A 20,761-nucleotide genomic window follows, 5' to 3' on the forward strand; every position below is an offset into this window, starting at 1 on the left:
GAGGCCGGACGATGAGCCGCGTCAGCAAGCCGTACGAGATCGTCGAGCGGGCTCTGGAGCTGTCCACCACGGACGGTCTGGTGGTCATCGCCGACGAGCACTCCTCCGCCAACCTGCGCTGGGCGGGCAACGCGCTCACCACGAACGGGGTGACCCGGGGGCGGACCCTCACCGTCATCGCGACCGTGGACGGGGCGAAGGGCACGGCGTCCGGTGTCGTGTCCCGGTCCGCCGTGACCGCCGACGACCTGGAGCCGCTGGTGCGGGCCGCCGAGGCCGCCGCCCGGGGTGCCGGTCCCGCCGAGGACGCGCAGCCCCTGGTGAGCGGGGTGCCCGCCTCCCCCGACTTCACGGACGCGCCCGCCGAGACCGGCTCGGAGGTCTTCGCCGACTTCGCCCCGGCCCTCGGTGACGCCTTCGCCCGGGCCCGCTCCGGCGGCCGTGAGCTGTACGGGTTCGCCAACCACGAGCTGACCTCCACCTACCTGGGTACGTCGACGGGGCTGCGGCTGCGCCACGACCAGCCGACCGGGACGCTGGAGCTGAACGCCAAGTCGCCGGACCGGACCCGTTCCGCGTGGGCGGGGAGGGCGACCCGGGACTTCAAGGACGTCGACCCGGCGGCGCTGGACGCGGAGCTGGCGCGGCGGCTGGGATGGGCGGAGCGGCGGATCGAGCTGCCCGCCGGGCGGTACGAGACGCTGCTGCCGCCGACCGCCGTCGCGGACCTGCTGATCTACCAGCTGTGGTCGTCCGCCGCGCGGGACGCCGTGGAGGGCCGGACGGTCTTCTCCGAGCCGGGCGGCGGAACCCGGCTGGGCGAGACGCTGGCGCCGCTGCCGCTGACCCTGCGCAGCGACCCGCACGCGCCGGGTCTGGAGTCGGCGCCGTTCGTGATCGCCCACGCCTCCGACGACAGCGCTTCGGTCTTCGACAACGGGCTGCCGCTGGCCCCGACGGACTGGGTGCGGGACGGAAAGCTGGAGCGGCTGACGACGACCCGGCACACGGCCGCCCTCACCGGGCTGCCCCTCGCCCCGTCCATCGACAACCTGGTGCTGGACGGGGGCGGTGAGCGGTCGCTGGAGGAGATGGTGGCCGCGACGACCGGGCGGGCGCTGCTGCTGACCTGCCTCTGGTACATCCGGGAGGTGGACCCGGCGACGCTGCTGCTGACCGGGCTGACCCGGGACGGCGTCTATCTGGTGGAGGACGGCGAGGTGGTCGGTGAGGTGAACAACTTCCGGTTCAACGAATCGCCGGTGGACCTGCTGTCCCGGGCCTCGGAGGCGGGGCGTACGGAGAAGACGCTGCCGCGCGAGTGGGGCGACTGGTTCACCCGGGCCGCGATGCCCGCGCTGCGCGTCCCAGACTTCAACATGAGCTCGGTGAGCCAGGGCGTGTGACCCGCCTAGACTGACCCGTACATCCCTACGTAACGCAAGGAGCACCGGAACCGTGACGGACATCGTCGACGAGCTGAAGTGGCGCGGGCTGTTCGCCCAGTCCACTGACGAGGACGCATTGCGCAAGGCTCTCGCGGACGGTCCCGTCACCTTCTATTGCGGCTTCGACCCGACGGCGGCGAGCCTGCACGTGGGGCACCTGGTGCAGGTCCTCACCGTGCGGCGGCTCCAGCTGGCGGGGCACCGCCCGCTCGCCCTGGTCGGCGGGGCCACCGGTCAGATCGGTGACCCGCGCCCGACCGCCGAGCGCACGCTGAACGACCCGGAGACCGTTGCCGCCTGGGTGCAGCGGCTGCGGCAGCAGATCGAGCCGTTCCTCACCTTCGAGGGGCCGAACGCGGCGACGATGGTCAACAACCTGGACTGGACCGCGGGCATGTCCGCGATCGAGTTCCTGCGGGACATCGGGAAGCACTTCCGGGTCAACAAGATGCTGACCAAGGACTCGGTCGCGCGCCGGCTGGAGTCGCAGGAGGGCATCAGCTACACGGAGTTCAGCTACCAGCTGCTCCAGGGGATGGACTTCCTGGAGCTGTACCGCCGCTACGGCTGTGTCCTCCAGCAGGGCGGCAGCGACCAGTGGGGCAATCTCACCGCGGGCATCGACCTGATCCACCGGCTGGAGCCGGGTGCCACCGTGCACGCGCTGGCGACGCCGCTGATGGTGAAGGCGGACGGGACCAAGTTCGGCAAGTCCGAGAGCGGTGCCGTCTGGCTGGACCCGGAGATGACCACGCCGTACGCGTTCTACCAGTTCTGGCTGAACGTGGACGACCGGGACATCTCGCGGTACATGCGCATCCTCAGCTTCAGGAGCCGTGCCGAGCTGGAGGAGCTGGAGCGGCTGACCGAGGAGCGGCCGCAGGCCCGTTCGGCGCAGCGCGCGCTGGCCGAGGAGCTGACCACGCTGGTGCACGGCGGGGAGCAGTGCGCGGCGGTCATCGCGGCGTCGAAGGCGCTGTTCGGCCAGGGTGATCTGGCCGAGCTGGACGAGGCGACGCTGAGCGCGGCCCTCTCCGAGGTGCCGCACGCCCGGGTTCCCGAGCTGGGTCCGCTGGTGGACCTCCTGGTCGAGGTCGGTCTCGCGCCGAGCAAGTCGGGGGCCCGGCGCACGGTCAAGGAGGGCGGCGCGTACGTGAACAACGTGAAGGTCGCCGACGGCGAGGCCGCGCCGGACGCCGGGGAGCTGCTGCACGGGCGCTGGCTGGTGCTGCGCCGGGGCAAGAAGAACCTGGCGGCCGTGGAGGTCGTCCCGGCGGGCTGATCCGCGCCGCCGTATCCCGTACGGCATGACAGCGCCGCGGCCGGAACACACTCTTCCTCGTGTGTTCCGGCCGCGGCGCTGTTCCGTGCTGTCCGGGGTCAGGTTCTGCGTTTGTTGCCCCGGACGGACTGCCAGACCATGTCTCCGACACCGACGACGGCCACGGCACCGATCAGCTGGAGCAGATGGCGAATCCAGTCGATGCCCTTGGTGTCCTCGACGCCGATCCAGCCGGCCACGGCGTTACCGAGGATGGAGCCGAGAATGCCGAACACGACGGTCAGCCAGAGCGGGATGTCCTGCTTGCCCGGCAGGATCGCCCGCGCGAGCACACCGAGCACCAGGCCCACGATGATTGCCCACAACCAGCCCATTTTTCGCCTCCTCGTACGGCGCGGAGTGCGCGTCAGCCCAGTGTCGGGCGGCGGCCGGCGGGCCGCACTCCGGACGGGGCCGTACGGGTGGGGGCCCGCTCCGGCGGCGGGTGGGGCCCGCCCCGGTCTTCGGTCCGGCGCGGGCCCGGCGTACCGTGGATGCGGCCCGGTCCCGGAGCGTCCGGCACAGAGATCTGGTGGTGGAACACATGCTGCGGAAGAACGACGAGGTCTTCCGGATCACGGGGGCCCGGCAGGGGCTGGCCGATGACGTGCGGGGCAGACAGCGGCGCTATGTGATCTCGATGTCCGTGCGTACGGTGTCGGTGGTGCTGGCCGCGGTGCTGTGGAACGTGGAGCGGCACGTCGCGATCGTGGCGCTCGTGCTGGGGGTGCTGCTGCCGTACGTGGCGGTGGTCATCGCCAACGCGGGCCGGGAGAACGTCCCTTCGCTGCCGTCGACGTATCTCACGACGCCGATGCGGCCCGCCGTGGAGGCGGCTCCGGCCGCCGGTCCGGCGGAACCGGCGGGGGCCGAGGGGCGGTCCGGGCGGACGCCACCGCCCCAGCAGCACACCTGAGCCCGGGTGTCCCGCACGGCCCGGGAAAAGCTCAGGAAAAGCTCAGATCAATCATGACGTTCCGGTGCACCGCACCCCGGTGCCCATGACATACTTCGAGTGCGCTCCGCATCCCCCGTCGGAGCGACGGACCGACGCCGGGCAGCTCCCCCCGTGGCTGCTCGGCGTCGCCTTTTTCTGGCTTAGGCTGGGTGCCGTGATCTTCCCCGAGACATCCGCCGAGAGTCCCGCCGGTGCCCCCCTCTGTTCCGCCAAGGGCTGCCGGGCCGACGCGGTGTGGGTGCTCGCCTGGAACAACCCCAAGCTGCACACGCCCGAGCGCCGCAAGACGTGGCTCGCCTGTGAGGAACACCGGGAGCACCTGTCGCAGTTCCTGGGCGTACGGGGGTTCCTCAAGGATGTCGTGGCGCTCAAGGACTGGGAGTCCGGGAGCGGCGCCTAGGGTGTGTCCGGTCCTGATCCGCCGGACACACCCTAGGCCCTGCCTCAGCCGCCGATCGCCGACATCGGGCGGTCGGGCTGGAGGAAGGACGGGTCGTCCAGTCCGGAGCCCGCCTTCTTGCCCCACATGGCGGCCTTCCAGAGCCGGGCGATCTCGGCGTCCGGCGCGTCCGAGCGCAGGGCGGAGCGCAGATCGGTCTCCTCGCGGGCGAAGAGGCAGGTGCGGACCTGGCCGTCGGCGGTGAGCCGGGTGCGGTCGCAGGCGCGGCAGAACGGGCGGGTGACCGAGGCGATCACGCCGACGCGGTGCGGGCCGCCGTCGACGGTCCAGCACTCGGCGGGGGCGGAGCCGCGGGCCTCGTCGTCCTCGGGGGTGAGGGTGAAGCGGGTGCGCAGCGAGGCGAGGATGTCGCCCGCGGTGATCATGCCGTCGCGCTTCCAGCCGTGCTGGGCGTCCAGGGGCATCTGCTCGATGAAGCGGAGCTCGTACGCGTTGGCGACGGCCCAGGCCAGCAGCTCGGGGGCCTCGTCGTCGTTGAGTCCCGGCATCAGGACGGAGTTGACCTTCACCGGGGTGAGGCCGGCCTCGCGGGCGGCTTCGAGCCCTTCCAGCACGTCCCGGTGGCGGTCGCGGCGGGTGAGGGTCTTGAAGACGTCGGGGCGCAGGGTGTCCAGCGAGACGTTGACCCGGTCGAGCCCCGCGGCCTTGAGGGCGGTGGCGGTCCGCTTGAGGCCGATGCCGTTGGTCGTGAGGGACATGCGGGGGCGCGGGGTGAGCGCCGCGCACTGCTCGACGATGGAGACGAGGCCGGGGCGGAGCAGGGGCTCACCGCCGGTGAAGCGGACCTCGGTGATACCGAGGGAGGTGACCGCGATACGGATCAGGCGCACGATCTCGTCGTCGGAGAGGAGCTCGCTCTTGCCGAGCCACTGGAGACCCTCTTCCGGCATGCAGTAGGTGCACCGCAGATTGCACTTGTCGGTCAGTGACACGCGCAGGTCGGTGGCGACCCTGTCAAAGGTGTCGATGAGCACGGTGGCTCTCCTCCCCCGGTGGTGTCGGTGCGGTCGGTGTGGTGTCGGTACGGTCGATCTCTTCCGAGCCTACGTGAGACCTGTGACATCGCAGGGGCCCGTTTGCCACGAGGTGCGGCCGGGCCGCGTCGTAGGACTCTACGACGCGGCCCGGCCGCGGGGGTGGGTGATGAACCGAACGGCTCCGTGAATTCCTTCTCTCAGTGCGCTCCGGTGCCGGTGAGGGACTTGACCTCCAGCTCGGCGTACTTGTCCGTGTCGGCCTTCTCCTTGCCGATGACCGAGCCGAGCCAGCCGAGCAGGAAGCCCAGGGGGATCGAGATCAGGCCGGGGTTCTCCAGCGGGAACCAGGCGAAGTCGACGCCCGGGAACATCGACGTCGGCTTGGAGGAGACGACCGGCGAGAAGAGCACCAGCAGGACGGAGGAGGAGAGACCGCCGTAGATGGACCAGAGGGCCCCCTGGGTGGTGAACCGCTTCCAGAAGAGGCTGTAGAGGATCGTCGGCAGGTTGGCGGAGGCCGCGACCGCGAAGGCGAGGGCCACCAGACCGGCCACGTTCAGGTCGCGGGCGAGGGCTCCCAGCGCGATGGAGACGACGCCGATGGCGACGGTGGCCCACCGTGCGGCGCGGACCTCCTCCTTCTCGGTGGCCTGTCCCTTGCGGATCACGTTGGCGTAGATGTCGTGCGCGAAGGACGAGGAGGAGGCGAGGGTGAGTCCGGCGACGACGGCCAGGATGGTGGCGAAGGCGACGGCGGAGATCACCGCGAGGAGGATGGCGCCTCCGGCCGATCCGGAGCCGCCGCCGATCTCCAGGGCGGCGAGGGGCGCCGCCGTGTTGCCCGCCTTGTTCGAGGCGATGATGTCGTCGGGGTTGAGGATCGCCGCGGCACCGAAGCCGAGCACGATCGTCATCAGGTAGAAGGCGCCGATGATGCCGATCGCCCAGTTCACGGACTTACGGGCGGCCTTGGCGGTGGGCACGGTGTAGAAGCGGATCAGGATGTGCGGCAGGCCCGCGGTGCCGAGGACCAGGGCGAGGCCGAGCGAGATGAAGTCCAGCTTCGAGATGCCGGAGACGCCGTACTTCAGGCCGGGCTCCAGGAAGGCGGCGCCCTTGCCGCTGTTGCTGGCGGCGGTGCCGAGCAGGTCGGAGATGTTGAAGTTGAACTTCAGCAGGATGAGGAAGGTGATGAGCAGGGTGCCCGCGATGAGCAGGACGGCCTTGACCATCTGCACCCAGGTGGTGCCCTTCATGCCGCCGATGGTGACGTACAGGATCATCAGCACGCCGACCAGGGCGACGATGACGATCTTCCCGAAGTCGCTGGTGATGCCGAGCAGCAGCGAGACGAGGACACCGGCACCGGCCATCTGGGCCAGCAGGTAGAAGATCGAGACGACGATGGTGGACGTACCGGCGGCGGTGCGCACGGGGCGCTGGCGCATCCGGTAGGCGAGGACGTCGCCCATCGTGTAGCGGCCGGAGTTGCGCAGCGGTTCGGCGACCAGGAGCAGGGCGACGAGCCAGGCGACGAGGAAGCCGATGGAGTAGAGGAAGCCGTCGTAGCCGAAGAGGGCGATGGCGCCCGCGATGCCGAGGAAGGACGCGGCGGACATGTAGTCGCCGGAGACCGCCAGCCCGTTCTGGAAGCCGGTGAACTGACGGCCGCCCGCGTAGAAGTCGGCGGCGCTCTTGGTCTGGCGGCCCGCCCACACGGTGATGAAGAGGGTCGCCACGACGAAGGCGGCGAACAGGGTGATGATCAGCGGCCGGTGCTCGCCCGCGCTGTCGGCGGCCAGCTGGACGGTCGGGTAGAGGGTGTGGGCGGCGCTCATGCGTCGGCCTCCATACGGGACTTGATCGCTTCAGCCTTCGGGTCGAGCTTGGTGGCGGCGTGCCGGGAGTAGAGCCAGGCGATGAGGAAGGTGGTGGCGAACTGGGCGAGGCCGAGGACGAGCGCCATGTTGATGTTGCCGAGGATCTTGGTGCTCATGAAGTCGCCCGCGTAACTGCAGAGCAGGACGTAGAGCAGGTACCAGGCGACGAAGGCGACGGTGAGCGGGAAGGCGAAGGAGCGGAACGAGCGGCGCAGGTCGGCGAACTCGGCACTCGCCTGCACCGCGTTGTACGCCTCGGTGGTGGGCTGGGCAGGGCTGGTGCCGACCGGGCCCTCGGGCGGCGGTGCATCGGTAGCCACGGAATCTCCTCGCAACGCGGGTGCGGTGGTCTGGGGGACGGGGGGTGTCATGGGAGACCTCGTTACCGGGGGGACGGTGTTGTGCCTCCTGGACAACGGCACGGAGGGCGCGACGAAGCGGTTCACGCGATCTTTCGCCTTCTCGGCCGCATCCCCGGTGACCGGAAGCCGGTGCCGGTGGCCTGAAGTCACCCGTATGCATTCGGCCGCACAGGTGCACTCTTCGAACTCACTTGCCCCAAATCGTTGATGCGCCGGGAAGATCGGCGATAGCTTCACTCGTCATGTACGCGACCGAACACGCCAGGTGTCCGGTCGACCGGCACGGATGATGTGGAGACCCCATGGCTCATCTGGCACCGAGGCGGACCCGCGAGGCCCATCCGGTATCGAGACGGACCCGCGCGCTCGCGCTGCCCGTCGGACTCGCGCTCGTCGCCTCGCTCGGCTTCCTGCCCGCGGCGACGGCCACGGCCGCGCCCACCGGCGCCCCGGCCGCCGCGACCCCGCGGACCGACGGCCCGAAGCTGAGTTACGTCGTCAACACCGGCACCGGCCGCGCGGCCGTCCAGCGGGTGGAGAAGGCCGTCGAGCAGGCCGGTGGCACGGTCGTCATCTCGTACGACCGGATCGGCGTGATCGTCGCCCACTCGCAGAACCCGGCCTTCGCGGAGACGATCCGGGGCGTACGGGGTGTGGCGTCGGCCGGTGCGACCCGGACCAACCCGATCGTGCCGCAGGCCACCAAGGACGTCGGTGCCATAGCGCAGCCGTTGACCGAGGCCCAGGCAGCCGCGGCGGCGGCAGCGGCCACGGCGGACGAGGACCCGCTGGAGCCGCTCCAGTGGTCGCTGCCCGCGATCAAGGCGGACAAGGCGCACCAGAAGTCGCTGGGCTCGAAGAAGGTGACGGTCGCCGTCATCGACACGGGCGTCGACGACACCCACCCGGACCTGGCGCCCAACTTCGACCGCCAGGCGTCCGCCAACTGCGTCTCGGGCGCTCCGGACACCACCGCCGGTTCCTGGCGCCCGGCGGCGGGCGAGAGCGACCACGGCACCCATGTGGCGGGCACCATCGCCGCCGCGAAGAACGACTTCGGGGTCACCGGTGTGGCGCCGGGCGTGAAGGTCTCCGGCATCAAGGTCTCCACGCCGGACGGCTACTTCTACACCGAGGCCGTCGTCTGCGGCTTCCTCTGGGCGGCCGAGAACGGCGTCGACGTGACGAACAACAGCTACTACACCGACCCGTGGCTGTTCGCCTGCAAGAACGACCCGGACCAGGGCGCCCTGGTCGAGTCGCTCACCCGCGCCGTCACGTACGCCGAGCGCAGGGGCACGGTCAACGTGGCCGCCGCGGGCAACGCGCGCCACGACCTGTCGTCCCGCTCGATCGTGGACCGGACCAGCCCGAACGACTCCGAGACGGTCACCCGGACCATCGACCCGCGCGTCTGCCCCGACATCCCGACCATGCTGCCGGGCGTCGTGACGGTCTCCGCGACGGGCGCCAAGGGCCTGAAGTCCTCGTACTCCAACTACGGCAAGGGCGTCATCGACGTGGCCGCCCCGGGCGGTGACTCGACGGTCTACCAGACCCCCGAGCCCCCAGCCGTCAACGGGCTGATCCTCTCGACGCTGCCCGGCGGCCGGTTCGGCTACAAGGCCGGTACGTCGATGGCCTCCCCGCACGTCGCGGGCGTCGTGGCCCTGATCAAGTCCCGCCACCCCTACGCCTCACCGGCCGCGGTGAAGGTGCTGCTGGGCCTCCAGGCGGACGCGAAGGCGTGCGGTGCGCCGTACGACATCGACGGCGACGGGACCGTCGATGCGGTCTGCGAGGGCACCAAGGTCTACAACGGCTTCTACGGGGCCGGAGTGGTGGACGCGCTGGACGCGGTCCGCTGGTAGGCGTAGGCATAGGCGTCTGAGCGAGCAGAGGGTGAGGGCCCGGGGAGTCTGTTCTCCCCGGGCCCTCACCATGAGCACTCCCCGGGCCCTCACCATGAACAGCCCCCGGGCCCTCCCTGAGCGGCCGGGCCCTCGCCGCGAACCCGGGTTCCGGATGCCATAGTTCCTCGATGACCCACGCACCGAATCCGGACCCGGCGACTCCCTGGGCGGCGCTCGGCGGCGATCCGGCCCTGCTGGAACGTGTGGCCCCGCCGGGGCAGGCGGAGAGCGCGGGCGCGGACAGGGCCGACGGACCGACAGGGCTGCTGGGCGCGCGGCTGCCCGTCCTGGAGCTGGCCCGTTCCACCGTCGCGGTCTGCGCGCTGGCGGCGGCGGAGCTGGCCGCGCTGCGGACCGGCGGCCCGGTCCCCCGGGTCCGCGTGGACAACGGTGCGGTGGCAACGGCCTTCGTCAGCGAGCGGCACCTGCGGATCGACGGGCGGCCCCCGGTCTCCTTCGCCCCGCTCTCCCGCTTCTGGCGCACGTCCGACGGCTGGGTGCGCACCCACGCCAACTACCCGCACCACCGCGCGCGCCTGCTCACCGCCCTGGGGCTGCCCGGGGACACCGGGCCGGAGGCCGTGGCGGAGGCGTTCGCGCGGTGGCGGGCGGTGGAGGCCGAGGAGGCGGTGTACGCGGCGGGCGGTCTCGCTGTCGCGCTCAGGTCCCCGGCGGAGTGGGCCGCGCACCCCCAGGGCGCCGCTGTCGCCGCCCGCCCGCTGCTGACCCTGGACCGGACGGGCGCCCCCCGCGCACCGCGCCGGTTCACCGCACCGGACGCCCCGCCCGGTGCACCCGCCGCCGGTCTGCGGGTCCTGGACCTCACCCGGGTCATCGCCGGTCCGGTCGCCACGCGCACCCTCGCGCTGCTGGGCGCGGACGTGCTGCGGGTGGACGCGCCGCAGCTGCCGGAGAGCCAGGACGCGCACAGCGACACGGGGTTCGGCAAGCGGTCGGCCCTGCTGGACCTGCGGGCACGGGCGGACCGGGCGGCCTTCGAGGAGCTGCTCGGCTCGGCCGACGTCCTGGTCACCGGCTACCGCCCGGGGGCGCTGGACGCGTACGGGCTGGGTGCCGACGCGCTGGCCGGGCGCCACCCCGGTCTGGTGGTCGCCCAGCTGTCGGCCTGGGGCACCGGGGGGCCGTGGCGGGGGCGGCGCGGCTTCGACAGCCTCGTCCAGGTGGCCACCGGCATCGCGGCGGTGGAGGGCGGCCAGCGGGAGCCCGGCGCCCTGCCCGCCCAGGCGCTCGACCACGGAACCGGCTACCTGCTGGCGGCGGGGGTCCTGCGGGCGGTGACGGAACAGACCCGGGAAGGCGGTGCCCGGCTGCTGCGGGCCTCGCTCGCCGGAACCGCTCACTGGCTGCTGAGCGGCCCCCGCAGAGCCGTAGCGCCCGCCGCCCCCGCCTCGTACGACCCTGCCGTCCACCTCACCACCTCGGACAGCCCGCTGGGCGAACTCCGCCACGCCCGGTGCCCCGTGACACCCCCGGGCGGCGGCCCCGCCGACTGGCCGAGCCCGCCGGGACGCCTCGGCACGGACGCTCCCCGGTGGCGTACGGCCGCTACGGCGTGAGGGCCGGGGAGGCGGCCCGTGCCCTCGCCCCCGCCCCGAGCACACCGAGGGCCAGCAGGAGCTGGGCGGCGATGTAGGTGAGCATCACCCAGAAGTCGGGGGCGGGCAGCCGGGGCCACTCGGCGATACCGGTGGCGATGAGGGCGTCGGAGAGCAGGAAGAGCGCCCCGCCGGCCGCCGCGTACCGGCCGAGGACACCGGCCCGCCACGCCATCGCGGTGAGCAGCACGCTGTATCCGGCCACCGGAACGCGCAGCTCCGCCGGGAGGTCGGACCAGATCAGCACGAGGAAGACGGCGAGCACGAGGACGTATCCGATCGCCGTCACCAGGGACGCGCGCGCCCGGCCCCCGTCCCGGTCCCGGTCTCGGCCGAAGAGCGTCAGATAGCAGACATGGCCGAGGGCGAAGGAGCCCATCCCGAGGAGGAACGCCAGGTCGTTGTCGGCGAGCAGGAACACATCCCCGCCCCACCCGAACAACAGGGCGACGACCAGCAGCCGGGGCCCGCCCCGGACGGCGGCGTACCCGGCGAGCAGCGGCATCAGCAGCGGTTTGGCGACCAGATGGACGGTGTCGAGCCCGGCGAGGAGCCCGGCCAGGTCGACGGCGGCGGCGAGGAGGAAGGCGAGGAGCAGGGGCCGGGCGAACCGCTCGGCCCCCCGTGCGGTGGCGCCCTCCGAACGGCCGGGACGGGACGCCGTGGCGCTCATCGGGTGTGCTCCGGGGCGGGGACGGTGGTGGAGGCGACGGCGGGTACGGGGGTGGGCGCGGGTGCCTCGACAGGTACGGCAGCGGATGCGGGAGCTTCGCCGGACACAGGCGCGGCCTCCGGTTTCGGCGCGGGCTGCCACCCCGGCCCCCGGAAGACCCGCCCGGCGCGCTCGCTCCAGCTCCGCGCGGCCCGGACGTCCCGGGCGATGGCCGCGTACTCATGGGTGGCGACGCGCAGTGGGTTGTGGGTGGAGATGTTCTTGGTGAGCCCGTAGACGGGCCGCTCGGTCTCGGCCGCGAAGGAGCCGAACATCCGGTCCCAGATGATCAGGATGCCGCCGTAGTTGCGGTCCAGGTAGCTGCCCTGCGAGGCGTGGTGGACGCGGTGGTGGGAGGGCGTGTTGAGGACGTACTCGAAGGGGCGCGGGAGCTTGCCGACCCGCTCGGTGTGGACCCAGAACTGGTAGACGAGGTTGGCCGACTGGCAGAACGCGAGCGCCGCCGGGTGCACCCCGCAGGCGATCAGCGGCAGGTAGAAGGGCCAGACGGTGGCGGAGGTCCAGGGCTGGCGGAGCGCGGTGGTGAGGTTGAACTTGCGGCTGGAGTGGTGGACCACATGGCAGGCCCACAGGATGCGGATGACGTGGTGGCCGCGGTGGGACCAGTAGTAGAAGAAGTCCTGGGCGAGGAGCATCAGCAGGACGGTCCACCACAGCACGGGCACCCGCAGCGGCGTCAGCTCGTAGACGCCCATGTAGATGGCGAGGACGGGGATCTTCCACAGCAGGTCGAACCCGAGGCTGCCGAGCCCCATGGTGACGCTGGTGGCGGCGTCCTTGGTGTCGTATCCGGCGGCGTCCTCGTCCGGATGGAAGCGGTAGCTGACCATCTCGATCACGGTGAGCAGCACGAAGGCCGGTATTGACCACAGCACGACATCGGGCAGGTTCGGCTCCATGCGAGCACCGTAGGGCCGCCGGTCGGTGAGGGCTAGAGGTTGTTACCCACAAGTATGCGAGACCTGCTGTCAGCAGTCTTTGGCACCTTCTGCCAAGGCGCCGGGCCGTAGGATTTCCGGAACGCGTGTCGCCGAGGGGGAGGAACGCACGTGTCCGGTACGGAAGTTGCGCTGATTCGGCTGGCCACGACGGTGGCCGGAGCGGCGGCGAAGGCCCTGCTGACCCCGAGGCCGGGCGCGGGCCTGGTGACGGACCCGGTCCGTCCGCTCCCCCGCCCGCCGAAGCCGGACCGGCTGGCGAAGGTGCTGGCGGCCCGTATGGCGGAGTCGTACGCGGACCTCCCCGAGCACGAACGGCTGGCCGCGCTCACCTCCGTACAGGACACGTTCGCGGCCGACGTCCTGGATACCGACCGGCTGTTCGCGGCGGAGCTGGCCCCGGGGAGGCTGCGCGCCGAGCTGTCGTCCCCCGCCTCCGGACTCTCGGCCCGCGCCTGCGACCTGTACGAGGACCTCCTCGGCCGCTGCTGTACGCACCTGGTGGAGCAGCTGACCGCCCACCCGTCGTTCGCGGCGCGGGCGGCGGTGGAGCAGGTCCGGGCGGAGGGGCGGACGCGGGAGCTGGTGGAGGACGTACGGGACCGGGTCGGCCCGCGCCCGGACGCGGCGGACCTGGAGTTCGAGGAGCGGTACGCGGAGTTCGTGGCGACGGCCAACAGCCGGGTGGAGCTGTTCGGGCTGACACTGGGGCGGTCGGCGGGCGGGTGGCCGCTGGAGACGGCGTACATCGGTCTGGAGGTCAGCGGGGAGTACGGGACTGCGGATTTGCTGGGTCTGGATCACCCGGTCCGGACCACGGTCAGGGTCGAACAGGCCCTCGGTGAGCGGAACCGGCTCCTGCTGCGCGGACCGGCCGGTTCCGGCAAGAGCACGCTGGTGCAGTGGCTGGCGCTGAACGCGGCCCGGCAGTCGTTCGGGGACGAGCTGGCGGGCTGGAACCGGTGCGTCCCCTTCGTCCTGCGGCTCCGCGCCTTCACGGCCCTCGATGTGCTGCCCGCCCCGGCGGACTTCCTGCGCGCCACCGGTGTACCGCTGCACGGATCGGCCCCGGCGGGCTGGGCGGACCGGCTGATGCGGCAGGGCCGGGCGCTGGTGCTGGTGGACGGGGTCGACGAGGTGCCGGACCGGCTGCGCAAGCGCACGGAACGCTGGCTGAAGGACCTGCTCGCCGCCTACCCCCGGCCCAAGTACGTGGTGACGACCCGCCCCTCCGCCGTCCCCGAGACCTGGCTCTCCGCCTCCGGCTTCGAGCCGCACACCCTGCTGGCGATGCGCCAGGAGGACGTACGCGCGTTCATCGGCCACTGGCACCGGGCGGCGAGGTCGGAGTGCGGGTCCGAGGAGGAGCGCGCCGAGCTGGACCGTTACGAGAACGCGCTCCGCCGGGCCGTCGGCACCCGCCGGGACCTGGGCCTCCTGGCGACGAACCCGCTGATGTGCGCCCTGCTCTGCGCGCTGAACCGGGACCGCCGGATGCAGCTGCCCCGGGCCCGTAAGGAGCTGTACGACGCGGCGCTGGACATGCTGCTGGTGCGGCGCGACACGGAGCGCGAGATCGCCGGGGTGGAGGGCGTCGACCTGACCCGCGAGGAGCAGACGGCGCTGCTCCAGCGGCTGGCGTACTGGCTGATCCGCAACGGTCTGGTCGAGGCGCGGCAGGACGAGGCGGTGGGCCTGCTCACCGACTGGCTGCGGTCCATGTCCCAGGTGCGGGGCACGCCTGACCAGGTCTTCGCCCATCTCCTCAACCGCAGCGGCCTCCTCCGCGAACCGGCCCCGGGCTCGGTGGGGTTCGTCCACCGGACGTTCCAGGACTACCTGGGCGCGAAGGCCGCGGTGGAGGCCCGCGACTTCGGCGTCCTGGTCCGCCACGCCCATGAGGACCAGTGGGACGACGTGGTCCAGATGGCGGTGGGGCACGCCCGGCCGGACGAACGGGCGGTGCTGTTGCGGGGGCTGCTGGAGCGGGCGGACCGGGAGCCGGAGCACGGGCACCGGCTGGTGCTGCTGGCGGCGGGGAGCCTGGCCCATGCGCCGGAGCTCGATCCTGGGGTGCGGGAGGAGGTGGAGGAGCGGACGGCGGGGCTGTTGCCGCCGGATGGGGAGGAGAGCATTCGCGAACTGGCCAAGGTGGGCGATCTGGCGGTGGAGCTGCTGGCGTCGATGGTGGACGGCTTGACCCAGCGAGAATCGGTCGCGGTCCTACGGACAGCCTCAGCGGTGGGCAACGAATCGGCGTACGAACTCGTCAAGCAGTTCCGGGACGACACCCGCTATCAGGTTGCTCAGGAAATCTCCGTCTCGTGGCAGCACTTCGACGCGGACCTCTTCGCGCGGGAGGTCATGGTCGCCCAGAGATGGGACAACGCCTACGTCATGGTCACGACGTCCGCACAGCTCTCCGCACTCCGGTACATCCCGTATGCCCAGAACGTGCAGGTGCTGGGCGACCACCCCGATCTCTCCGCGCTGTGGTCCCGGACGGAGACGAAACGGGTGTCCGTCTTCCGTAACGATGAACTCATCGACCTCCAGCCGTTGTCCCGGATGCCTCAGGTCACCCACATCTACCTGTATCGCTGCGCGACAGTTCAGGACATCGCTCCCCTGGTGCGGCCAGGGCTGAAGCGGCTCTCCTTCGTCGGCCTTCACGCGGCACTCGATCTCGCGCCGCTGAGCGATATGCCAGACCTCGATTGGCTGACGCTCGGCCATGCCACGGAGGAGCTACCTGTCTGCGAGCAGGTGACCTACCTCTGTCTGCTGCGCGAATCCGCATGCCTGCCGCTGACAGACCTCGGCAGTCGCTGCCCGCGCCTCGAACGCGTGGAGCTCTACGCCCCGGCCCACATGGAACAGCTCGACTCCGCAGCATCACTGTTCGGACTGGCCCAGCTGAACCTCAGCGCCATGAACCGCGTCGACCTGCTCCGACTGGCACCCCTCAGTCGGCTGAACAGGCTGGTCCTGAACAACTGCGACCCGACCGATCTCGCTCCGCTGGCCGTCCTCCCCGCTCTCACCACCCTTGCCATCCACGGAAACCAGGGCACTCACGACCTCACCCCCCTCGCCGCCTGCGAGAACCTGACGATCCGCCTGGCCCACGACACCCACGCCACCGGCACCCACCTCTTCCCGCCCGAGCGCATCATCCGCCTCCCCTGACCCACCCCAGGGCGCACCGAATAGGGGACTGTCAGTCATGGCCCGTATTCTCTGTGACCATGCTCGACGACCGCCAGACAGCCGCACCGTGGCCGACCGCCTACCCCCAGGGGTACGCGGTCGTCGACGTGGAGACCACCGGCCTCGCCCGGGACGACCGGATCGTGTCCGCCGCCGTCTACCGGCTGGACGCCCTGGGCAATGTCGAGGACCACTGGTACACGCTGGTGAATCCGCAGCGGGACCCCGGTCCCGTCTGGATTCACGGGCTGACGACCGACGTGCTGGAAGGCGCGCCGCTCTTCCCCGACGTGGCCGCCGAGCTGTCGGCGCGGCTCTCCGACCGGGTGCTCGTCGCGCACAACGCGGCGTTCGACTGGTCGATGATCGCCCGGGAGTACGCGCGCGCCTCGGTGATCGCCCCCGTCGAGCAGCGGCTCTGCACGATCGCGCTCGCCAAGGAGCTGCGGCTGCCGCTGCCCAACCACAAGCTGGCCTCGCTCGCCGCCCACTTCGGCGTCGTCCAGCAGAACGCCCACCACGCCCTGGACGACGCCCGGGTGCTGGCCGAGGCGTTCCGGCCGAGTCTGCACGCGGCGGCCCGGGACGGGGTGCGGCTGCCGTTGCTGGAGTGCCGGCCGCTGACCGAGTGGTCCGACTCCCCCGTCACCCCGCGCGTCGGGTATCAGCCCGCGCGGCAGCCGAACAGCTGGCGGCCCTCGCGGAAGCGGCCGGCCTGCCCGTATCCCAATCCGGGGCGGTACGAGAAGGAGAAGCCGCTCAAGCAGGGGATGCGGGTGGCGTTCTCCGGGGACACCTCGGTCGACCGGGAGCTGCTGGAGGACCGGGCGGTGGAGGCGGGTCTGCATGTGGCGACCAGCGTGTCGCGGCTGACCAGTCTGCTGGTGACCAACGACCCGGACTCGGCGACGTCCAAGACGCAGAAGGCGAAGTCGTTCGGGACGCCGATCGTGGACGAGAGCGCCTTCACCCATCTGCTGCGCGATGTGGCCCCCGCCGACGGGGCCGCGCTGCCCCGGCAGGCCACCCCGCCGCCGTCGGAGGCCACCCCGTCATCGGAGTGAACCGGCCGCGACTCGCCCGCCGCCCGCTCGCCCGCCGCCCGCTCGCCCGCCGTCGCCGGGCGTCCCACCCTGTGGCGCATGGCACGTTGTGAGGTTTGCGGAAACGACTACGGCATGTCCTTCGAGGTGCACGCACAGGGTGCGGTGCACGTCTTCGACTGCTTCTCCTGCGCCATCCACCGCATGGCGCCGATCTGCGAGCACTGCCGGGTCCAGGTGATCGGGCAGGGCGTCGAGGCCGACGGGCACTGGTACTGCGGCGCCCACTGCGCCCGCGCCGAGGGGAAGGCGGGCATCGTGGACAAAGTGTGACGCAACCTCTCGCCGCCGGGCGGCAGCCCCGGCGCCACCCCTGAGTGCCGCACCCCATGGCCCCGGTTGTACGGTCATGGGGTGTACCGCTTCCTGTTGACCCGGCAGTGGGTTCTCCTCACCCTCCTGGCTTTCGTCCTGATGCCGACGATGGTCGAGCTGGGTTTCTGGCAGTTCCACCGGCATCAGCACCGGGTCGCGCAGAACGAGCTGATCTCACGGAACCTCAAGGCCGATCCGGCCCCGGTCACCGATCTGACCTCCCCGGGGCACACCGTCCCGCGGTCCGACTACTGGCGTGCGGTGACCGCGACGGGCACGTTCGACACCGAGCACGAGGTGGTGGTCCGGCGGCGGACGTCGGCGGACGACAAGATCGGCGTGCATGTGCTGACCCCGCTGGACCTCAAGGACGGCGGTACCGTCCTCGTCAACCGGGGCTGGGTCCCCGCCGCGCCCCACCAGACAGCGTTCCCGGATGTACCGCCCGCTCCCCGGGGCGAAGTGACCGTCACCGGGCGGCTCAAGGCGGACGAGACGACCGGCAGCAGCGGGATCAAGGATCTGGCGGGGCTGCCGGACCGGCAGGTGATGCTGATCAACAGCGAGCAGCAGGCGCATCTGCTCTCCCGCGAGGTCCTCGGCGGGTACATCGAGCAGACCGCCCCGGAGCCCTCGGGGGGCCTGCCCGAGCAGATCCCCTCCCCCGACGACAGCTCGATCGGCGCGCACATGGCGTACGCCGTCCAGTGGTGGCTGTTCGTCGCCGCCGTTCCGGTCGGCTGGATCATCCTCGTACGGCGGGAGAAGCGCGACCGCGAGGAGGCCGCCGCCAAGGGTGAGCCGGCCGCCGGTGCCGCCGAGCAGCCGGAACCCGCGAGCGCCTGAAAGCCCCCCGGCCCTGGAAGTCCCCGGCCCTGAGAGTTCCGGCACACCGGTTGGCTGGTTGACGAGGGTCCGGTTCGGGAAAACGCCAGAGCGTGACCCCACGTATCGAGGACTACGCTCTGATCGGCGATCTCCAGACCGCCGCGCTCGTCGGCAGGAACGGTTCGATCGACTGGCTCTGCCTGCCCCGCTTCGACTCCGGCGCCTGCTTCGCCGCCCTGCTCGGCGACGAGGAGAACGGCCACTGGCGCATCGCCCCGCAGGGCACCGGGCCCGCGGACACCTGCACCCGGCGCGGCTACGCGGGTGATTCGCTGGTGCTGGAGACGTACTGGGAGACCCGGACCGGCACGGTCAAGGTCATCGACTTCATGCCGCAGCGCGACAAGTCGCCCGATGTGATGCGGATCGTGGAGGGCGTCAGCGGCAGCGTCGCCATGAGCTCCGTGCTGCGGCTGCGCTTCGACTTCGGCTCCGTCGTGCCCTGGGTGCGCAAGGCGCACGGCCACCGGGTCGCGGTCGCGGGCCCCGACTCCGTATGGCTGCGCAGCGAACCGCCGGTCAAGACGTGGGGCCAGCAGTTCAGCACCTGCTCGTCGTTCACCGTCGCCGAGGGCGAGAGCGTGGCGTTCGTGCTGACCTGGCACCCCTCGCACTCCCCGCGCCCGAAGCTGATCGACCCGCACAAGGCGCTCAAGCACACGCTGCACGACTGGGCGAAGTGGACCGGGCGGTGTACGTACGAGGGGCCGTACCGCGAGGCCGTGCTGCGTTCGCTGATCACGCTGAAGGCGCTGACGTACGCCCCGACCGGGGGCATCGTGGCGGCCCCGACCACCTCGTTGCCGGAGGAGATCGGCGGCGTACGGAACTGGGACTACCGCTTCTGCTGGCTGCGGGACGCCACGCTGACCCTCGGGGCGATGGTCTCGGCCGGGTATCTGGAAGAGGCGGAGGCGTGGCGGGACTGGCTGCTGCGGGCCGTCGCCGGGGACCCGGCGGACCTCCAGATCATGTACGGGCTCGCGGGCGAGCGCCGGCTCCCCGAGACGGAGCTGCCCTGGCTCGGCGGGTACGAGAACTCCCGCCCGGTACGGATCGGCAACGCGGCGGTCCGCCAGCGTCAGCTCGATGTGTACGGGGAGGTCATCGACGCGCTCCGGCTCGCCAAGGTCGCCGGGCTGGACGACAAACCGCACGCCTGGAACCTCCAGCTCAGCCTGCTCGGCTTCCTGGAGTCGTCGTGGCGCGAGCCGGACGAGGGGCTGTGGGAGATCCGCGGCGCGCGGCGCCACTTCGTGCACTCCAAGGTGATGGCCTGGGTCGCCGCCGACCGGGCGGTGCGCTCGCTGGAGGAGAACCCGGAGCTGCCCGGGGACGCGGACCGCTGGCGGGCGATGCGGGACGCCGTGCACGCCGAGGTCTGCGAGAAGGGGTACGACCCCGAGCGGAACACCTTCACCCAGTCGTACGGGTCGCGGGAGCTGGACGCCTCGACGCTGCTGATCGTGCGGACCGGGTTCCTGCCGCCGGACGACCCCCGGGTCATCGGCACGGTCGACGCGGTCCGCGCCGAGCTGGGCAGCGACGGGCTGGTCCGCCGCTACAGCACCGAGGGCGCCTCCGTCGACGGACTGCCCGGCGACGAGGGGGCGTTCCTGGCCTGCTCGTTCTGGCTGGTGGACGCGTTGCAGCGGATCGGCAGGCCGGAGGAGGCGCGGGAGCTGTTCGAGCATCTGCTGGAGCTCCGCAACGACCTGGGGCTGCTGGCCGAGGAGTACGACGTCACGGCCGGGCGGCAGCTGGGCAACTACCCCCAGGCGTTCAGCCACATCGGCCTGGTCAACTCCGCGGTCGACCTGGCCGGTGGGCAGGCGGAGACGGCAGGATAGGGCCATGGATCTTGGACTGAAGGACCGCGTGTACATCGTCACGGGCGCGACCCGGGGCCTCGGCAACGCCACGGCTCGGGCGCTGGCCGCCGACGGGGCGAAGGTGATCGTCACCGGCCGGGACGCGAAGGGTGCCGAGGAGGCCGCCGCCGAGCTGGGCCCGGACGCGGTCGGTGTCGCCGCCGACAACGCCGACCCGAGCGCCGCCCAGCGGCTGGTGGACACGGCACGGGAGCGGTTCGGGCGGCTCGACGGCGTCCTCATCAGCGTCGGCGGTCCCGCGCCCGGCTTTGTCGCCGACAACACCGACGACCAGTGGCAGACGGCCTTCGAGACGGTGTTCCTCGGCGCGGTCCGGCTGGCCAGGACGGCGGCCGCCGCGCTGGGCGAGGGCGGGGTCATCGGCTTCGTGCTCTCCGGGTCGGTGCACGAGCCGATCGCCGGACTGACCATCTCCAACGGGCTGCGCCCCGGTCTCGCCGGTTTCGCCAAGTCGCTCGCGGACGAGCTGGGGCCGCGCGGCATCCGGGTCGTCGGGGTGCTGCCCGCCCGGATCGACACGGACCGGGTCCGCGAACTGGACGCGCTCTCGGGCGACGCGGAGGCCGCCCGTACGGCCAACGAGGCCCGCATCCCGCTGCGGCGCTACGGGACGCCGGAGGAGTTCGGGAAGACCGCGGCCTTCCTGCTCTCCCCCGCCGCCTCGTATCTGACGGGGATCATGGTGCCGGTCGACGGCGGGTCACGGCGCGGGTTCTGAACCGCTGCCCTCCGGCCCGTACACGCCCA

At 71.7% G+C, this 20,761-nt stretch carries 18 protein-coding genes; 12 read left to right on the top strand and 6 right to left on the bottom strand.

The features are described from left to right. Positions 1 to 11 precede the first annotated feature (11 nt). Positions 12 to 1,406, top strand: a complete 1,395-nt coding sequence (locus B7C62_05910) for a peptidase (GenBank protein ARF71843.1) — start codon at positions 12 to 14, stop codon at positions 1,404 to 1,406. A 52-nt stretch (positions 1,407 to 1,458) separates the two neighbouring features. Next, positions 1,459 to 2,730 (top strand): tyrosine--tRNA ligase, encoded by a 1,272-nt coding sequence (locus B7C62_05915; GenBank protein ID ARF71844.1) that lies wholly within the window; start codon positions 1,459 to 1,461, stop codon positions 2,728 to 2,730. A 98-nt stretch (positions 2,731 to 2,828) separates the two neighbouring features. Here the strand turns inward: B7C62_05915 and B7C62_05920 are convergent, their stop codons facing one another. Next, entirely contained in the window at positions 2,829 to 3,104 is a 276-nt protein-coding gene (locus B7C62_05920) for a signal peptidase (protein ID ARF71845.1), read from the bottom strand. Between the two features lie 212 nt (positions 3,105 to 3,316). Between B7C62_05920 and B7C62_05925 the strand changes: the two genes are divergently transcribed. Both B7C62_05925 and B7C62_05930 read left to right on the top strand, forming a co-directional pair. Then, on the top strand, positions 3,317 to 3,685 hold the full coding sequence (locus tag B7C62_05925) for a hypothetical protein (GenBank protein ARF77011.1): 369 nt from the start codon (positions 3,317 to 3,319) through the stop codon (positions 3,683 to 3,685). 196 nt (positions 3,686 to 3,881) lie between these two features. After that, positions 3,882 to 4,127 (top strand): hypothetical protein, encoded by a 246-nt coding sequence (locus B7C62_05930; protein ID ARF77012.1) that lies wholly within the window; start codon positions 3,882 to 3,884, stop codon positions 4,125 to 4,127. A gap of 44 nt (positions 4,128 to 4,171) precedes the next feature. Here the strand turns inward: B7C62_05930 and B7C62_05935 are convergent, their stop codons facing one another. The 3 genes from B7C62_05935 to B7C62_05945 form a co-directional block, all read right to left on the bottom strand. Then, positions 4,172 to 5,161, bottom strand: coding sequence for a GTP 3',8-cyclase MoaA (locus B7C62_05935; GenBank protein ARF71846.1), 990 nt, complete (start codon positions 5,159 to 5,161; stop codon positions 4,172 to 4,174). Positions 5,162 to 5,361: 200 nt separating this feature from the next. Then, positions 5,362 to 7,002: a cation acetate symporter gene (locus tag B7C62_05940; GenBank protein ARF71847.1), complete on the bottom strand. Its 1,641-nt coding sequence runs from the start codon at positions 7,000 to 7,002 to the stop codon at positions 5,362 to 5,364. After that, entirely contained in the window at positions 6,999 to 7,364 is a 366-nt protein-coding gene (locus B7C62_05945; protein ARF71848.1) for a hypothetical protein, read from the bottom strand. Before B7C62_05945 ends, B7C62_05940 begins: the two co-directional genes overlap by 4 nt. A gap of 344 nt (positions 7,365 to 7,708) precedes the next feature. Here B7C62_05945 and B7C62_05950 point away from each other — a divergent pair, with 344 nt between their 5' ends. Continuing rightward, the gene (locus B7C62_05950; protein ARF71849.1) at positions 7,709 to 9,277 is read left to right on the top strand and encodes a peptidase S8; all 1,569 of its coding nucleotides are present in this window, start codon (positions 7,709 to 7,711) and stop codon (positions 9,275 to 9,277) included. Positions 9,278 to 9,447: 170 nt separating this feature from the next. Further along, positions 9,448 to 10,896: a hypothetical protein gene (locus B7C62_05955; GenBank protein ARF71850.1), complete on the top strand. Its 1,449-nt coding sequence runs from the start codon at positions 9,448 to 9,450 to the stop codon at positions 10,894 to 10,896. On the opposite strand, the gene B7C62_05960 is transcribed toward B7C62_05955, so the two are convergent. Both B7C62_05960 and B7C62_05965 read right to left on the bottom strand, forming a co-directional pair. Then, positions 10,886 to 11,608 (bottom strand): lysoplasmalogenase, encoded by a 723-nt coding sequence (locus B7C62_05960; GenBank protein ARF71851.1) that lies wholly within the window; start codon positions 11,606 to 11,608, stop codon positions 10,886 to 10,888. The genes B7C62_05955 and B7C62_05960 overlap by 11 nt on opposite strands. Then, positions 11,605 to 12,567: a C-5 sterol desaturase gene (locus tag B7C62_05965; protein ARF71852.1), complete on the bottom strand. Its 963-nt coding sequence runs from the start codon at positions 12,565 to 12,567 to the stop codon at positions 11,605 to 11,607. The genes B7C62_05960 and B7C62_05965 overlap by 4 nt, the downstream gene beginning before the upstream one ends. A 150-nt stretch (positions 12,568 to 12,717) precedes the next feature. Between B7C62_05965 and B7C62_05970 the strand changes: the two genes are divergently transcribed. From B7C62_05970 to B7C62_05995, 6 genes are all read left to right on the top strand, one after another. Next, positions 12,718 to 15,795 carry an ATP-binding protein gene (locus B7C62_05970; protein ID ARF71853.1) on the top strand — a complete coding sequence of 1,026 codons (3,078 nt, stop codon included), beginning with the start codon at positions 12,718 to 12,720 and terminating at the stop codon, positions 15,793 to 15,795. A 53-nt stretch (positions 15,796 to 15,848) separates the two neighbouring features. Beyond that, complete coding sequence (locus B7C62_05975) at positions 15,849 to 16,880, top strand: DNA polymerase III subunit epsilon (protein ID ARF71854.1); 1,032 nt, start codon at positions 15,849 to 15,851, stop codon at positions 16,878 to 16,880. A gap of 78 nt (positions 16,881 to 16,958) precedes the next feature. Then, entirely contained in the window at positions 16,959 to 17,192 is a 234-nt protein-coding gene (locus tag B7C62_05980) for a hypothetical protein (protein ID ARF71855.1), read from the top strand. Between the two features lie 81 nt (positions 17,193 to 17,273). Continuing rightward, the gene (locus B7C62_05985; protein ID ARF71856.1) at positions 17,274 to 18,080 is read left to right on the top strand and encodes a hypothetical protein; all 807 of its coding nucleotides are present in this window, start codon (positions 17,274 to 17,276) and stop codon (positions 18,078 to 18,080) included. Between the two features lie 92 nt (positions 18,081 to 18,172). Beyond that, positions 18,173 to 19,972: a glucoamylase gene (locus tag B7C62_05990; protein ARF71857.1), complete on the top strand. Its 1,800-nt coding sequence runs from the start codon at positions 18,173 to 18,175 to the stop codon at positions 19,970 to 19,972. 4 nt (positions 19,973 to 19,976) lie between these two features. After that, a complete protein-coding gene (locus tag B7C62_05995; protein ARF71858.1) occupies positions 19,977 to 20,732 on the top strand; it encodes an oxidoreductase in 756 nt (251 codons plus the stop codon). Positions 20,733 to 20,761 lie beyond the last annotated feature (29 nt).

Origin of the sequence: Kitasatospora albolonga (assembly GCA_002082585.1) — a bacterium.
Lineage (GTDB): Bacteria > Actinomycetota > Actinomycetes > Streptomycetales > Streptomycetaceae > Streptomyces > Streptomyces stephensoniae.

Coding starts and splice junctions, on each gene's coding strand:
- B7C62_05910 (ARF71843.1), top strand. CDS start 12: ATGAGCCGCGTCAGCAAGCCGTACGAGATCGTCGAGCGGGCTCTGGAG.
- B7C62_05920 (ARF71845.1), bottom strand. CDS start 3,104: ATGGGCTGGTTGTGGGCAATCATCGTGGGCCTGGTGCTCGGTGTGCTC.
- B7C62_05940 (ARF71847.1), bottom strand. CDS start 7,002: ATGAGCGCCGCCCACACCCTCTACCCGACCGTCCAGCTGGCCGCCGAC.
- B7C62_05950 (ARF71849.1), top strand. CDS start 7,709: ATGGCTCATCTGGCACCGAGGCGGACCCGCGAGGCCCATCCGGTATCG.
- B7C62_05955 (ARF71850.1), top strand. CDS start 9,448: ATGACCCACGCACCGAATCCGGACCCGGCGACTCCCTGGGCGGCGCTC.
- B7C62_05960 (ARF71851.1), bottom strand. CDS start 11,608: ATGAGCGCCACGGCGTCCCGTCCCGGCCGTTCGGAGGGCGCCACCGCA.
- B7C62_05965 (ARF71852.1), bottom strand. CDS start 12,567: ATGGAGCCGAACCTGCCCGATGTCGTGCTGTGGTCAATACCGGCCTTC.
- B7C62_05980 (ARF71855.1), top strand. CDS start 16,959: ATGGCACGTTGTGAGGTTTGCGGAAACGACTACGGCATGTCCTTCGAG.
- B7C62_05995 (ARF71858.1), top strand. CDS start 19,977: ATGGATCTTGGACTGAAGGACCGCGTGTACATCGTCACGGGCGCGACC.